The 15278-nt window shown below is 39.6% G+C and carries 16 protein-coding genes; 15 read left to right on the forward strand and 1 reads right to left on the reverse strand.

All coding sequences use genetic code 11. From position 1 onward, the window contains the following. Positions 1–71: 71 nt before the first annotated feature. The 4 genes from H0185_RS07060 (at position 72) to H0185_RS07075 (ending at position 3194) form a co-directional block, all read left to right on the forward strand. Entirely contained in the window at positions 72–827 is a 756-nt protein-coding gene (locus H0185_RS07060; RefSeq protein ID WP_221872529.1) for a menaquinol-cytochrome c reductase cytochrome b/c subunit, read from the forward strand. Between the two features lie 91 nt (positions 828–918). Then, on the forward strand, positions 919–1521 hold the full coding sequence (lhaT, locus tag H0185_RS07065; protein WP_343223105.1) for a lipoprotein heptaprenylglyceryl N-acetyltransferase LhaT: 603 nt from the start codon (positions 919–921) through the stop codon (positions 1519–1521). 124 nt (positions 1522–1645) lie between these two features. After that, complete coding sequence (ypjB, locus tag H0185_RS07070; RefSeq protein WP_221872531.1) at positions 1646–2452, forward strand: sporulation protein YpjB; 807 nt, start codon at positions 1646–1648, stop codon at positions 2450–2452. 64 nt (positions 2453–2516) lie between these two features. Continuing rightward, positions 2517–3194 carry a zinc metallopeptidase gene (locus tag H0185_RS07075; RefSeq protein ID WP_221872534.1) on the forward strand — a complete coding sequence of 226 codons (678 nt, stop codon included), beginning with the start codon at positions 2517–2519 and terminating at the stop codon, positions 3192–3194. A gap of 101 nt (positions 3195–3295) precedes the next feature. Here H0185_RS07075 and H0185_RS07080 read toward each other — a convergent pair whose 3' ends face one another. Then, complete coding sequence (locus tag H0185_RS07080; RefSeq protein WP_221872535.1) at positions 3296–4168, reverse strand: YitT family protein; 873 nt, start codon at positions 4166–4168, stop codon at positions 3296–3298. A gap of 248 nt (positions 4169–4416) precedes the next feature. On the opposite strand from H0185_RS07080, the gene H0185_RS07085 reads away from it, so the two are divergent. The 11 genes from H0185_RS07085 to dinG all read left to right on the forward strand — a co-directional run bounded on the left by H0185_RS07085 (position 4417) and on the right by dinG (position 15233). Continuing rightward, positions 4417–4752 (forward strand): nucleotide pyrophosphohydrolase, encoded by a 336-nt coding sequence (locus H0185_RS07085; protein WP_221872538.1) that lies wholly within the window; start codon positions 4417–4419, stop codon positions 4750–4752. A gap of 13 nt (positions 4753–4765) precedes the next feature. Further along, positions 4766–5566: a 4-hydroxy-tetrahydrodipicolinate reductase gene (gene dapB, locus H0185_RS07090; protein ID WP_221872540.1), complete on the forward strand. Its 801-nt coding sequence runs from the start codon at positions 4766–4768 to the stop codon at positions 5564–5566. A 10-nt stretch (positions 5567–5576) separates the two neighbouring features. Continuing rightward, positions 5577–5996, forward strand: a complete 420-nt coding sequence (gene mgsA, locus H0185_RS07095; protein WP_221872542.1) for a methylglyoxal synthase — start codon at positions 5577–5579, stop codon at positions 5994–5996. Then, positions 5989–6699: a bacillithiol biosynthesis deacetylase BshB1 gene (gene bshB1 / locus H0185_RS07100; protein WP_221872543.1), complete on the forward strand. Its 711-nt coding sequence runs from the start codon at positions 5989–5991 to the stop codon at positions 6697–6699. Before mgsA ends, bshB1 begins: the two co-directional genes overlap by 8 nt. Next, on the forward strand, positions 6699–7835 hold the full coding sequence (gene bshA, locus H0185_RS07105; RefSeq protein WP_221872545.1) for an N-acetyl-alpha-D-glucosaminyl L-malate synthase BshA: 1137 nt from the start codon (positions 6699–6701) through the stop codon (positions 7833–7835). Before bshB1 ends, bshA begins: the two co-directional genes overlap by 1 nt. Beyond that, on the forward strand, positions 7835–9043 hold the full coding sequence (locus tag H0185_RS07110) for a CCA tRNA nucleotidyltransferase (protein ID WP_221872547.1): 1209 nt from the start codon (positions 7835–7837) through the stop codon (positions 9041–9043). The genes bshA and H0185_RS07110 overlap by 1 nt, the downstream gene beginning before the upstream one ends. Next, positions 9016–9999, forward strand: coding sequence for a biotin--[acetyl-CoA-carboxylase] ligase (locus H0185_RS07115; RefSeq protein WP_221872549.1), 984 nt, complete (start codon positions 9016–9018; stop codon positions 9997–9999). Before H0185_RS07110 ends, H0185_RS07115 begins: the two co-directional genes overlap by 28 nt. 249 nt (positions 10000–10248) lie before the next feature. After that, positions 10249–11085 carry a 3-methyl-2-oxobutanoate hydroxymethyltransferase gene (panB, locus tag H0185_RS07120; protein ID WP_221872550.1) on the forward strand — a complete coding sequence of 279 codons (837 nt, stop codon included), beginning with the start codon at positions 10249–10251 and terminating at the stop codon, positions 11083–11085. Next, positions 11082–11930: a pantoate--beta-alanine ligase gene (gene panC, locus H0185_RS07125; RefSeq protein ID WP_221872552.1), complete on the forward strand. Its 849-nt coding sequence runs from the start codon at positions 11082–11084 to the stop codon at positions 11928–11930. The genes panB and panC overlap by 4 nt, the downstream gene beginning before the upstream one ends. A gap of 16 nt (positions 11931–11946) precedes the next feature. Then, complete coding sequence (gene panD / locus H0185_RS07130) at positions 11947–12330, forward strand: aspartate 1-decarboxylase (protein ID WP_221872554.1); 384 nt, start codon at positions 11947–11949, stop codon at positions 12328–12330. A 101-nt stretch (positions 12331–12431) separates the two neighbouring features. Then, positions 12432–15233: an ATP-dependent DNA helicase DinG gene (gene dinG, locus H0185_RS07135; protein ID WP_221872556.1), complete on the forward strand. Its 2802-nt coding sequence runs from the start codon at positions 12432–12434 to the stop codon at positions 15231–15233. The last annotated feature ends 45 nt before the right edge of the window (positions 15234–15278 follow it).

A 15278-nucleotide genomic window follows, 5' to 3' on the forward strand; every position in this document is an offset into this window, starting at 1 on the left:
CTTCCAGAAAAGAAAATGTTGTACGGATAATAAAGTCTGTTCAACTTCACGAAAAAGGAGGGGATTGCTCGATGCATCGTGGTAAAGGGATGAAATTTGTTGGCGACTCACGGATATCTGCCGAAAGAAAGCCTTTTATTCCTAAAGATTATTCAGAATACCCGGGAAAAACTGAAGCATTTTGGCCAAACTTTCTTTTGAAAGAATGGTTAGTGGGTGCCGTTTTCCTCGTAGGGTTCTTAGTGTTAACTGCTGCACATCCGTCACCGCTTATGCGTGTTGCGGATCCAACTGATACATCGTTTATTCCGCTGCCTGACTGGTATTTCTTGTTTTTATACCAATTACTGAAATATCAATATGCAGCTGGACCATATACAGTTATTGGTGCTTTAGTTATTCCAGGACTTGCTTTTGGCGCATTGCTTTTAGCTCCATTTATCGATCGTGGGCCAGAACGCCGACCAGCAAAACGACCAATGGCAACTGGATTTATGCTCCTTGCTATTGCTGGGATTTTCTATTTAACATGGGAGTCCGCGCACCAAACTGACTGGGAAGCATTTAATAAAGCTGGTGCAATTTCAGAGGTTGAAATTGATAAAGCTTCTGAAGGGTATCAAATTGCCGAAGCAAATACATGTTTAAGTTGTCATGGTGGTGAGCTTGGGGGCGCAAGTGGACCAAGCTTAGTCGGTACGGGGTTAACAGCTGAAGAAATTGCTAAAATTGCTGTTAATGGTCAAGGTGCTATGCCAGCTGACGTATTTAAAGGTACAGATGAAGAACTACAAAAGATGGCTGAATTTATTGCTAACTTAGAATAGTGCAATCAAGCTGGCGGGGATTGAAACCCGTCAGCTTTTTTTTAGAAAGAGCACATTTGTTCATACATAAGGAGAGGAGCAGTTCCATTTGATTTCGAAACTATATGCAATATTAGGAAACAAACAGTTTTTATGGATGCTGTTAGTGATTAATGTTTTTGGAACAGTCTATGGATATTATTGGTATGTCCCGCAGTTAGTCGATACCCCAGCCATCTTCCTACCTTTCGTGCCAGACAGTCCAACTGCAAGCTTGTTCTTTGTATTTGTATTGATTGCTTTTTTGCTCAAGAAGAATTGGCCACTTATGGAAGCCCTAGCTATCGTCACACTTTTTAAATATGGAATCTGGGCTGTTATTATGAACCTCCTCGTCTTAAATGTTACCGGAAACTTACACTGGACGGGATATATGTTAATGGCTTCCCATTTTGCGATGGCGTTAGAAGGGATGTTGTATGCTCCTTATTATCGTTTTAAGTTATGGCATTTAGCCGTCGCAGCTATCATTGCCTTACATAATGAAATCATCGATTATGTATTTATGATGATGCCGAATTATCAGCAACTGGACTTTTTCCGAAATGAGATTGGATATTTCACATTTTGGCTAAGTATCTTATCCATTGGAATTGCTTATTTCCTTGGGTTGCGAAAAAACCGTTTAACTTTTGAGTTGAAACTCCTAAGATAACCTCGAAGTCAATTAATTAAGTTTCTCATTTGTTTTCGTCCATTCGATAAAAGGTTGGGTAGGATAAAATTGGTCTAACCTTGTCCACTCTTTCATACATTTTAGTATTTAAGGGGGGACAAGAATGAAGCCAGGGAAAGGAATTGTTTTACTCTTATCGTTGCTGCTGCTATTCACACCTGTAGTTGCAAACGCTGAAATAGACCCTTCAATAAAAAAGCTTGACGACATTTCAGATGAGGCCTTGCAGATGGTCAAGATTTATCGATACGAAGATGCCCAAAAATTACTCAAGCATTTTGAAGGGGAATTTATTAAGACAACTAGGAGAGGGCATTTATTCTCAATGGACGAGCTAAGGATTGTTACAACAGCCCATGAAGCTGCGTTAAAGGCTACAGCAGCTGAGAGCACAACAATGGATCATGAGGAGCGGATTCATAAAGTGACCAGATTCCGCCTAGTCATGGATGCACTTCAATCGATGCACCAACCTCTTTGGACGGAAATGGAAGAGCCGATTATGACCGTGTTTAATGGAATGAAGTCTGCAGCTTACAATGGCGATAATGAGGATTTTTATAGCAATCTTGATTCGTTCTTATCCTTGTATGAAGTAATCTATCCAAGTTTAAGGGTAGATGTTACAGCAGATAGAATCCAGCAGCTTAACGCTCGTGTAACGTATATTGATCAATATCGCCCTGATATTCTAAACCAACCGACGAGTCAAGCTCAATTGGATGCCTTAGAGGCTGACTTGATGAATATCTTTGATGATATGACTGAAGATGAAGCTGACCCATCACTTTGGTGGGTAATTATTTCAACAGGAAGTATCATCATAATGACTTTGTCATTTGTCGGGTGGAAAAAGTACCAAGCAGAAATGGAAAGGCGAAGAAACCGTATGAAAGAGCGTAAAAATTGACACTCTTTCAATTCATGAATAAAATAGTATTATCAGGTAGTTTATCTTTAGGAGGGCTTTGCGGTTGAGTATACTGATTTACTTTGCAATTCTTATTATTGTCCCAATATGGGCACAGATGCGGGTGAAAAGTGCTTATAAAAAGTACTCTCAAGTTGCTTCATCTTCCCATATGCGTGGCGCTGAGGTTGCTAGAAAGATTCTTGATGAAAATGGACTTTACCATGTCGGTGTAGAAGAAACTAGAGGCGTACTAAGTGACCATTATGACCCAAGGTCAAAAACTGTTCGTCTATCATCTGGAAACTACCACGGGCATTCTGTTGCAGCTGCGGCAATTGCAGCACATGAAGTGGGGCATGCCATCCAAGACCAAGAAGATTATTCCTTTTTGCGGTTCCGTCATGCTTTAGTTCCTGTCGCGAACCTTGGATCTAATTTTTCCTGGATTTTTATATTAATCGGGATCTTTGCTCAAATGAGCAACATGGTCTTACTAGGGATTATCTTTATGGCAGCGGGAGTTGTGTTCCAATTAATTACCTTACCAGTTGAATTTAATGCTTCTAATCGAGCGATGGAGCAGGTTGTGAGTGCTGGAATCATCAGAAATGATGAAGAGCGCGAAACTAAGAAGGTTCTGAATGCTGCTGCTTTAACTTATGTAGCTGCAGCAGCTGTTGCGGTAATGGAACTATTACGTCTTGTATTGATTTACACTGGGATGACGAGTGAAGACTAAAATTATAGAAAAAAGAGCTGCATTGTCTGCAGCTCTTTTTTCTTTTAAGAATTGTTCAGCTTCTAGCCGTACACCACTAACTCAATCTCTAATGCTATTCCTTACCTTTCAATCGGAACTTTATTCTCATCTAAAGTAAACCCTTCACCTAAAACATCATGAACAACTGTAACAGAAACAAAAGCATGGGGATCGACGGAGTTAATCACACTCTTTAGCCGAACAATTTCGTTCTTTCCAACAACACAATAAAGAACATCTCGTTCTTTCTTTGTAAATGAACCTGTAGCTTTTAGCATTGTCGCGCCTCTATCCATTTCACTTAGAATTTTACCGGCGATTTCTTCATTTTTTTCAGAAATAATCATAGCCCCTCGTGCTGAATATGCCCCTTCCTGCATGAAGTCAATGACCCTTGCACCAATAAATACCACGACGAGAGTGTACATGGCCTCGCGATAATTTAAGTATGTAATAAGAGAAATTGCAATGACGCAAAAATCGAACATGAACATGGTTCGCCCCATTGTCCAACCAGCATATTTCTGTGCCAATCTAGCAATAATATCGACACCACCAGTTGTTCCGCCAAAACGAAAGATAATTCCTAAACCTATCCCGATGAAAACCCCGGCGAATAACGCAGCAAGAAAAAGGTCTTCGTAAAGTGGCATCTCAATCTGATACTTTTGAAAAATGGCTAAAAATAAGGAAACACCCAATGTGCCAATAATCGTATAGAGAAATACGCTTCTACCTAATAACTTCCAGCCAATAAAGAAGAGTGGAATATTCAAAATTAAATTTGTAACTGCTGGATCCCAACTAAATACAAAGTAAAGAAGCAAAGTAATTCCGGTAAAGCCACCTTCTGCTAGATTATTTTGCATGTTAAAATGAACAATACCGAAAGAGAATATCGCTGACCCAATTAAAATGAAAAAGATATTCTTTAGTTTTAGTCCTAAAAACAATCTGTTACCTCCCAGCTGTAATTGGATAATTGCGTGAAACGATATTAATTATATAAAATAACCTGGGTAAGGGCAATCTTTAACAGTATCACCTATTATTCACAATTTATCGCTCCTACCTGTTAACGGAAAAAAGGAAAACAATAGGTATTGCCCCTAACAAAAATATTTGTCAAATTTCCTTCTGTAAGCTAACATCAAGAAGAGGTAATTCAACATTATAAATAAGAAGAAGGGAGGACCAGTAAATGGGTCAACAAAAGACTTTAAGGGATATACAGACGGAAGTCGATACATATATAGGTCAATTTAAAGAAGGATATTTCAGCCCTCTTGCCTTAACGGCCAGAATGACTGAAGAACTAGGTGAATTGGCTAGAGAAGTAAATCATTATTATGGTGAAAAGCCAAAAAAGAGTAGTGAAAAAGAAAAAACAATTGAAGAAGAACTAGGGGATATGTTGTTCGTCATGATTTGCTTTGCAAATTCCTTAAATATTGATTTACAGGAAGCGCATGACCTTGTTATGCATAAATTCAATACACGGGATAAAGACAGATGGACAAAAATTGAAGAAAAGTAAAGGAGTAACACCAATGGCAAAAATAAAGATTGTAGTAGCTGGTCCCCGGGGGCGGATGGGGAAAGAAGCGGTTAAACTCGTCATGGAAAATGAAAACTATGAACTAGTCGGCGTCCTTGATCGCAAGAATGAAGGAAAAAGTCTTTCTGATGTCGAGGGCTTTACAAATGAGAACGCTATAGTTTATACAGATATACATAAATGTTTTACGGAACAAAAACCTGATGTTTTGGTTGACTTGACTACTCCTGAAGTTGGGATGGAGCACACAGTTACAGCTTTAGAGTATGGGGTACGCCCTGTTGTTGGGACGACTGGTTTCTCATCTGGAGACTTGAATAAACTTGAAAATTTGAGTAAGCAAACTGGACTAGGTTGTATTATTGCTCCGAATTTCGCTATCGGAGCAGTTCTGATGATGAAATTCTCCCAGATGGCTGCAAAATATTTTAGTGATGTTGAAATTCTTGAGCTACACCATGACCAAAAGTTGGATGCACCATCCGGTACAGCAGTAAAGACGGCAGAAATGATTTCATCAGTGCGCGAAGCAAAACAACAAGGACATAAAGATGAGAAAGAAACGATAGTCGGAGCCAGAGGAGCAAACTATGATGGAATGCATATCCATTCAGTCCGCTTACCTGGATTAATTGCCCATCAACAGGTCATGTTTGGCTCAGATGGTCAAACTCTTTCGATTCGCCATGATTCATATAATCGTGCGTCATTTATGTCTGGAGTAAGATTGGCGGTTGATACAGTAATGAAGAATAACAGCTTTGTCTATGGACTAGAAAATATAATTGAATAGGAGCGTTAAAATGAACATTGCATTAATAGCCCACGATAGAAAAAAAGATGATTTGGTTCGCTTTGCGGTCGCATATAAGCCAATCTTTGAAAAACATACACTTTATGCCACAGGGACAACGGGATTACGAATTATGGAAGCGACTGAGCTTCCAGTCCATCGTTTCCAATCAGGTCCTCTAGGGGGAGACCAAGAAATCGGCGCGATGATAGCCAAGAATTCAATGGATGCCATTTTCTTTTTTCGCGATCCTCTAACTGCCCAACCACATGAACCTGACGTTACAGCACTTGTGAGACTGTGCGATGTATATGCAGTCCCGCTTGCTACCAATATGGGCACAGCTGAAATTTTAGTAAGAGGGCTAGAGCGAGGAGATTTAGATTGGAGAAATATCGTGAAAGAGGATCGTGACCAAAAGGATGAGTAAAACGAAATTAGATATTCTAGCAATAGGAGCCCATGCCGATGATGTTGAGATTGGCATGGGAGGAACCATTGCAAAATATACATCGGCGGGGAAAGTTATCGGGATTTGTGATTTAACGAAAGCGGAGCTATCCTCAAACGGAACAATTGAACTTCGGTTGCAGGAAGCAGCAAGGGCTGCTGAGATTCTTGGGGTTTCTGTAAGAGAATCCTTGGATTTGCCTGATCGAGGCTTATACATAAAAGAAGAATACATAAAAAGAGTGGCCAGTGTGATTCGAAAGTATCGTCCAAAATTGCTGTTTGTTCCTTACTTTAAAGACCGTCATCCGGACCATGGCAATTGTGCTCGACTGGTCGAAGAGGCGGTTTTTTCTGCAGGAATTAGGAAATTTGATACTGAGGATGGACTTTTGCCGCATCGGGTTGAAAGTACGTATTATTATCTGATTAACGGTTTCCATAAGCCTGATTTTTTAATTGATATTAGTAACCATATGGAAACGAAGAAAATGTCTCTACAAGCATACAAAAGTCAGTTTATAAAGAGTGATTCTAGTTATGATACTCCGCTTGTAAATGGATATATCGAGTACGTGGAAGCGCGGGAAAGATTGTTTGGTAAGGATGCGGGTGTAGCCTACGCAGAAGGCTTCATGGCAAAAACTCCACTGGTTGTTGGTGATTTGTTAGGAGAAAGATGATGAAAAAATTAAAAATCGGTATTACCTGTTATCCTACTGTCGGAGGTTCAGGTATCGTTGCTACAGAATTAGGAAAGCTTTTAGCGGAAAAGGGACATGAAATCCATTTTATTACCTCAAGCCTGCCATTTCGGTTAAATAAGATGTACCATAATATTTATTATCATCAGGTCGAGGTGAATCAATATTCTGTTTTTCAATATGCTCCATATGATATCGCGCTTGCAAGTAAGATTGCCGAAGTAGCTGTCAGAGAAAATTTAGATGTGCTACATGTTCATTATGCGATTCCACATGCTGTTTGTGCAATTTTAGCAAGAGAAATGAGCGGGCGAGACTTGAAAATAGTCACAACCTTGCATGGAACAGATATCACTGTTTTAGGGTATGACTCATCTTTAAGTGATGCGATTCGGTTTGGGATTGAAAAATCCGATGCTGTAACAGCTGTTTCTAATTCATTGGTTGCTCAAACATATGATTTAATTAAGCCTGACAAAGCCATTCGATGTATCTATAACTTTGTGGATGATCGTGTTTATCAATACGGGTCCAGTAACTTACGAAAAGGTTATCATATTGAATCACATGAAAAAGTCCTTATCCATGTTTCCAACTTTCGAACGGTTAAGCGGGTCCCTGATGTAGTTCGAGCGTTTGCAAAGGTTTCTGCAGAAATTCCAGCAAAGCTTCTATTGGTTGGGGATGGTCCAGAAATGAAAGTAGTCTCTGACCTAGTCAATGAGCTTGAAATTCGTGAGAAAGTATTATTTTTAGGGAAACAGGAAAATTTAGAGGAACTTTATGCTATTAGTGATGTAATGTTACTTTTATCAGAAAAAGAGAGTTTTGGATTAGTTGCGCTGGAAGCGATGGCATGTGGTGTCCCTTGTATTGGGACAAATACGGGAGGGATCCCTGAAGTCATTACGGATGGTGAGAATGGATATATTTGTAAGTTGGGGGATATCGAGGAAATTGCGAACAAAGCAATACAACTCCTTAGTAATTCTTCCCTCTATCAAAACTTCGTCAGCAATGCCGTAAGAACAGCAAAAGAGAAATTCAGCGCAGAAAAGATAGTAAGTGAATATGAAGCGGTTTACAATCAAGTACTTAGTCAGGGGAATCAGTGATGTTAGCTCCATTTAAACAGGCAACTCCTTTGCTTGATATAATAGAAGCTGCAGGTTTTGAAGCCTATTTTGTTGGAGGTTCTGTAAGAGATTCATTGTTAGCAAGAGAGATATCGGATGTGGATATCGCAACCTCTGCATTGCCTGAGGAACTAAAGGCAATTTTCCCACATACGGCTGATATTGGGATTCAACACGGAACGATATTAGTGATTTATAACGGAGAGCCATATGAAATTACCACATTTAGAACAGAATCAGGGTATAGTGATTACAGAAGGCCAGACGAAGTAAGGTTTATCCGGTCTTTAAAAGAGGATTTACAGCGGCGAGATTTTACGATGAATGCAATTGCCATGGATAAAACGGGGGAATTAATTGATCCGTTTAATGGTAAACAAGCAATCACTATGAAACAAATTATAACGGTAGGGGATCCCGACGAACGATTTGGAGAAGATGCCCTAAGAATGATGAGAGCTGTACGTTTTGTAAGTCAATTAAGTTTCACAATAGAAGAAAGAACGCTAGCGGCACTTTCGCATATGCCTCATTTACTTGAGAACATTGCTGTTGAACGAAAGCTTACGGAATTTGAAAAACTATTAGTAGGTCCTTCTAACAACGAGGCTATTTCAATTTTAGTTCAAACAGGGCTTTTCAATTATTTGCCGGGTTTATCGGGAAATGGTGATTGTGTTAGTAGAATGGCAAGGTGTAACTTAGTGGGCCTTGCGAAGGCGGAGTTGTGGGCTTTGTTAATTCATCAAATCGGGTTAAATGACCGTGAAGCGAATGGATTTCTTAGAGAATGGAAGCTCCCCTTGAAACAGATTAAGCAGATTCTTAAAACATTATATTGGTTACGTTATCGCTTAAATAACGAGTGGACAAGAATATCTGCATATGATGCTGGAAAAGAATTTATGGTTTCTGCAGAAAGATTGCTTCAAAGACTTACCAAACTAAAAACATCTTCAGAAGCAGAACTATTTAAGGTGTTTGATCAATTGCCAATTAAGAGTCGGTCAGAATTAACTCTAACCGGTGCCGACCTGTTATCCTGGTTTAAAGAAAAGCCTGGCCCGTGGGTTAATCACTATCTTCGATTGGTCGAAGAAAAGGTTCTTACCGGTGAGGTCGCGAATGTAAAGGCGGACATAAGGGAGTGGCTAGATAATTGCAATCTGAAATTAGAAAAAGACTAATAGAGGCGTTTACGAATGCTGGTGATGAGTATCTTTCAGGACAATTTCTTGCAGAAATAGCCGGATGCTCAAGGACGGCCATTTGGAAGCATATTGAGGAGCTCCGAAAAGAAGGTTTTGTCTTTGAAGCTGTTAAAAAAAAGGGATATAAAATTATACAAGCTCCTGAAAATGTTACGGCTGATGAAATAAGTTTTGGATTAAAAACGGATTTTATTGGCCGTGCGATTCATTATGAAGAAGAAGTCGATTCTACCCAAAAAATTGCTCATCGTCTTGCCACAGAAGGAGCAGTTGAGGGAACCGTCATCGTGGCTGAAGAGCAGTTGTCAGGTAGAGGGAGATTGGATCGGAAATGGCATTCCCCGAAGTACTCAGGAATATGGATGAGTATTATCCTAAGGCCAAATCTTCCAATGCAAAAGGCACCTCAGTTAACGTTGGTGACTGCAGTGGCAGTTGTACAGGCAATTGAGGAAGTCACCGGTCTTCTTCCGCAAATAAAGTGGCCAAATGATATATTAATTAGTGGAAAAAAAGTGACAGGTATTTTAACTGAGATGCAGGCGGATGCAGATCGGATCAACGCGATTATCGTTGGCATTGGGATTAATGTGAATCAAAAACAAGACGATTTCCCAGAAGAAATTCAACAGATTGCAACTTCATTAGCTGCAGAATCTGGTCAAAATATGTCAAGAGCGAGACTAATGCAAGCTGTCTTTGCACGTTTAGAAAGACTCTATCAAACCTATTTAAAAGAGGGCTTTTTTCCTATCAAATTATTATGGGAAAGCTATGCTCTGAGCATAGGAAAAGAAATTATTGCTAGGACTGTAACGGGTGATATATACGGCAAGGCTCTTGGAATCACAGAAGATGGTGTTTTGAATATCCAACAGGCCAATGGGGAAATCGTTCAGGTTTATTCTGCCGATATATTTATAAATGAATAGATAAAATGCTTAGTAGCATTAATGTGAGAATTTTGTTATAATTTTTTTGGGCGGTATCGTAAGAACCGCACCTTTGGAAATTGCGGAAAATATAAAAGGTTCTGCCTAGATCCGAAAACGGACCGGGACAGAGGGATGAAACAAGTTTTGGACGTAACGGGATCCTTCTGCATATTAGAAGGATCCTTTTTGTGTACACCATGAACCTAGTTGTTTTATCGCCTCTCCTGTAAACAAGGAGGAGAAAGAATGAAACAGACAACTGATTTTCTGAAAATGAAGGAGAACAAGAGTAAAATTGTCATGGTGACAGCCTACGACTATCCAGCTGCTAAGCAAGCCGAGCAAGCCGGTGTGGACATGATCCTGGTTGGGGATTCACTTGGCATGGTGGTACTTGGCTATGATTCAACGGTCCCTGTTACAATGGGAGACATGATTCATCATGCAAAAGCGGTCAAAAGAGGGGCGGTTAATACATTTATTGTTGTTGATATGCCGTTTATGAGTTACCACCTTTCCGTTAGAGATACGTTAATCAATGCTGCTAAAATTATTCAGGAAACAGGTGCTCACGCTGTTAAGGTTGAAGGTGGAGACGAGGTTATTGATCATATAAGAGCACTAGTGAAAGCAGGAATACCTGTTGTTGGACACTTAGGCTTAACCCCTCAGTCTGTAGCCGTATTAGGGGGATATAAAGTCCAAGGGAAAAATGCAGACTCCGCAAAAAAATTAATACAGGACGCGAAAAAGTGCCAGGAAGCAGGTGCCTTTGCTCTTGTGCTAGAATGTGTTCCAAAGCAATTGGCCTATGAAATTTCCAATCTGTTAAGTATTCCGACGATTGGGATTGGAGCTGGAGTGGGCACAGATGGACAGGTTCTGGTTTACCACGACATCCTTACCTATGGTGTAGATCGTGTACCAAAATTCGTAAAACAATATACAGACGTTAACGATCAGATGGCTAGGGCATTGGATACCTATGTGTATGAAGTAAGGAATGGAGAGTTTCCAGAAGACAAGCACAGTTTTACAATGAAGGAAGAAGAACTCCAAGTTCTCTACGGAGGGAAAGTATGAAAGCCATTCAAACTATTAGGGAGATGCAGCAGATCATCACAAGCTTAAAAACTTCCGGAAAAAAAATTGGTTTTGTTCCGACAATGGGATATCTTCATGAGGGTCATCAGACCCTCATGAAGCAAGCAAGAAAGGAAAACGATGTTCTTGTAGTAAGTATTTTTGTTAATCCTCTTCAGTTTGGAGTGGGAGAGGATCTGGATGGTTATCCACGTGATTTTGAAAGAGATCGGGTAATCGCTGAACAAGAAGGCGTTGACATCCTGTTTAATCCTACTGTCAAAGAGATGTACCCGAATTCTTCCACTGTTAAAGTGATGGTTCAGGACCGAACCGATGTATTATGTGGGAAGTCTCGACCGGGACACTTTGATGGTGTTGCCACGGTACTTACAAAATTATTTCATATCGTTTTGCCGGATCGAGTTTATTTTGGTTTAAAAGATGCACAGCAAGTGGCTGTAGTTGATGGCTTAATTCAAGATTTTAATTTCCCAATCGAACTTATTCCTGTGCCAACGGTAAGAGAAAAGGATGGACTAGCTAAAAGTTCGAGAAATGTCTATCTCTCTCCATTGGAAAGAGATCAGGCGAAGGAATTGTACCAGGGCTTACAGCTTGCCAAAACAGTGATTGAACAGGGGGAAAGGAACCCTGAGGAGATTGTGCAATTGGTAAAAGGGCATATAAACAAGACTTGTAAGGCTACTATAGATTATGTTGAGCTCCGTTCATACCCTCAATTACGACCGATTGAAACCATCGTTGGAAAAGTGATTCTAGCAGTAGCGGTGAAATTTTCGAAAGCACGTCTAATTGATAATATAATCCTTGAAATCGTATAATAGGAGGAAAGAGCTAATGTTTCGAACAATGATGAATGCAAAAATCCACCGAGCTCGTGTGACGGAAGCCAATCTTAATTATGTTGGTAGCATCACGATTGATTCAAATATTCTTGATGCTGTTGGGTTAGTTGCAAATGAAAAAGTACAAATTGTTAATAATAATAATGGTGCTCGCTTTGAAACGTATATAATCCCTGGTCAACGAGGTAGTGGAGTCGTCTGCTTGAATGGTGCAGCAGCTCGATTGGTGCAAGAAGGGGATGTTGTAATTATTATCTCTTATGCGCTCGTTGCGGAAGATAAAGTCCCGTATCATCAACCAAAAGTAGCAATCATGGATGAAAATAATCGGATTGTTGAAATGCTACACGCAGAGCCAGAAAGCACGGTACTATAAGCTTCCGCTTAAGCGGAAGCTTTTCTTATAGATAAGTTTTATCTTTTTTATTTTCAATTTTTATGATACCGTTATAAGACTGGATATTGAGGTGTTACATAATGGGCAATAAATTTGTTGTCGTTGATTTAGAAACTACAGGAAACTCCCCTAGAAAAGGGGACCGCATTATTCAAATTGGAGCGGTTATCATTGAAGATGGAAAGATAATTGGAAAATATTCATCACTAGTGAATCCTGGAAAACCGATTCCCGCTTTTATTGAGGAATTGACTGGGATAAATGATGAAATGGTGTCGAGTGCCCCCGCTTTTTCTGAAATTGCTGGAGAGATTATGGAATTACTTGATGAGGCCTTTTTTGTAGCTCACAATGTACTGTTTGATCTTGGATTCCTTCAGGATGAATTGCAAATGGCCGGTTATGAAGGGTTCTATGGGTCTGTCCTAGATACCGTTGAACTTGCTAGAATTTTATTTCCTACAGCTGACAGCTATAAACTTTCAGACTTAGCGGCCAGAGAAGGTCTTTCTCATGACCGACCACATCAGGCGGACAGCGATGCCTATGTAACTGGAGAGCTATTGTTACTATTTCTTGATAAACTTGAGTCGTTTCCTACTGTAACCATTAAGAGTCTTACCAAGCTATCTGCCGGATTGAAAAGTGATATTTACCTTCTACTTGAAGAGATATTGCAGCAGAAGGAGCAAGTTGTAGAAGAATATTTCCGTTCAATTGAAGTATACCGGGGGATTGCCTTAAGGAAAAAAGAGGTCTCCGAAACACCGGAAAAGCAGCAAGTTTTCCTCTTTCCTGAAGAGAAAGAAGAACAGCAAAAGTTACTTAAAAAAGCCATCCCTTCCTTTGAGGTAAGAGATGGACAATTGGAAATGATGAATAGCATTTATCATGCCTTTTCAGATCAAAGGCATGCATTAATAGAAGCTGGAACAGGTATCGGTAAAACATTGGCTTATTTAGTTCCTGCAGTTTTTTACGCAAAGGAAACGCAAAAAAGGGTTGTTGTTTCAACATATACAACCCAACTTCAGCAGCAGTTATTAATTAAAGACTTCCCTATATTAAGAGATGTTTGTGGGTTCCCCATCAAAGCAATTTTACTAAAAGGGCGCAGTCACTATATTAATTTAGCAAGGTTTGAACATACACTTCGAGAAGAAGATGATAACTATGATACGACCTTGACTAAGATGCAAATACTTGTCTGGCTATTAGAAACCAATACTGGAGATTTTGATGAGCTTAATTTATCTAGTGGTGGCATGCTCTATTGGAATAAAATTAAAAATGTACCAGTTACCTTCTTACAGACTAAACAATGGGACTCTAGAGACTATTACTTGAGAGCCCAAAAAGAAGCTGAGGAAGCGGACCTTATCATAACCAACCACTCAATGTTGTTGATGGACTTGGTTTCGGAAGAGACGTCCATTCCATCTTATGAGTTTGCGATCCTGGATGAAGCACATCAATTTGAAAAGGTTGCCGGTAAATATTATGGCAGGGCACTAGATTATCTATCGATTAGACTGATGCTTAATCAATTTGGTCAATTTGATCATGGGCAGTTCTTCCATAGACTAGAAAAATTAATTGAAAAACTTGATGGTCGTGCCAACATAAAAGTCCCAACAAAAAAATTGAATGAAGCAATGATTAACTTGCAGTATGAAACGGATGAACTTTTTAAAACTGTTACGATATTTGCAAAAAGAAAGAAACGACAAAGTTCCAACAACAATAAACTTCAAACCATGCTCACACAAACAGATAACAGTACAGAATGGAAGGCGCTATTTGCAGTCGCAGAACGCTTTTCTTTCTTGCTCAAGGATGTCATTAATGCAATTGAAGATCGGTTAATGTTTATTGAAAATCAAAAGCATAGATTGACGGAAGTAGAAAAGAGTTTTCTCGAGGAAATTAGTCTCTTGTTAAAAGAGATGAACAAAGTTAGAAATAAAACTCGTGAGGTGTTTTTATTTCCTAGTGGTCAGGAAATTCGTTGGATTGAAACGGATCTACGGTCTGTTCAGAATATGACCACTGTTTATGGACGGCCAGTCCATGTTGCAAATCATCTGAGGAATGATTTTTTTGCAAAAAAGAAAAGTATCATCCTTACTTCGGCCACACTGACTGTCAATGGATCCTTTCAATACATAAAAAACGAGTTAGGAATTAGTGAGTTTTCGATTATTGAAAGTCAAATCCAGTCACCTTTTCACTATAAAGAACAAGTTCAACTCATTATTCCAGAGGATTTACCAGATATCAAAACTGTACCTGAAACAGAATATATCGCTGCGATTACTGAACATATCATTTCTATCGCCGAAGCAACAGGTGGAAGGATGCTTACTTTATTTACCTCTCATGAAATGTTGAAAAAAACATATGAACTAATAAAGGAGAGCGGCCTACTTGACGATTTTGCGTTAATTGCGCAAGGGATTACAGCTGGTAGTCGAAGTAGATTGACAAGGAACTTTCAACGTTTTGAAAAAGCGATTCTATTTGGTACAAGTAGCTTTTGGGAAGGAATTGATATACCTGGTGAGGATTTATCATGCATTGTGATTGTTCGATTACCGTTTTCACCACCAGATGAACCTCTTGCAGTAGCTAAGCGGGACTTGATTCTTCAGCAGGGAGGGAATCCTTTTAATGAGTTGTCACTACCCGAGGCAGTCCTGAGATTTAAACAAGGATTTGGGCGGTTGGTTCGTTCTTCAACTGATCGGGGCATCATCTTTGTTTTTGATAGGCGTATTATTACGACTTCATATGGGAAGGCATTTTTGCAGTCAATTCCTACGGTTCCTATTCAAAGAGCCACTATAGATGAGATGATCAACTTTATCAATAAATGGCTCTAACTGTATGGCGATACCGGTCAAAAAAAGACTGCGCAAGAAATTGCG

This window comes from Mesobacillus maritimus, from assembly GCF_019749255.1.
Classification (GTDB): domain Bacteria; phylum Bacillota; class Bacilli; order Bacillales; family Cytobacillaceae; genus Mesobacillus_B; species Mesobacillus_B maritimus_A.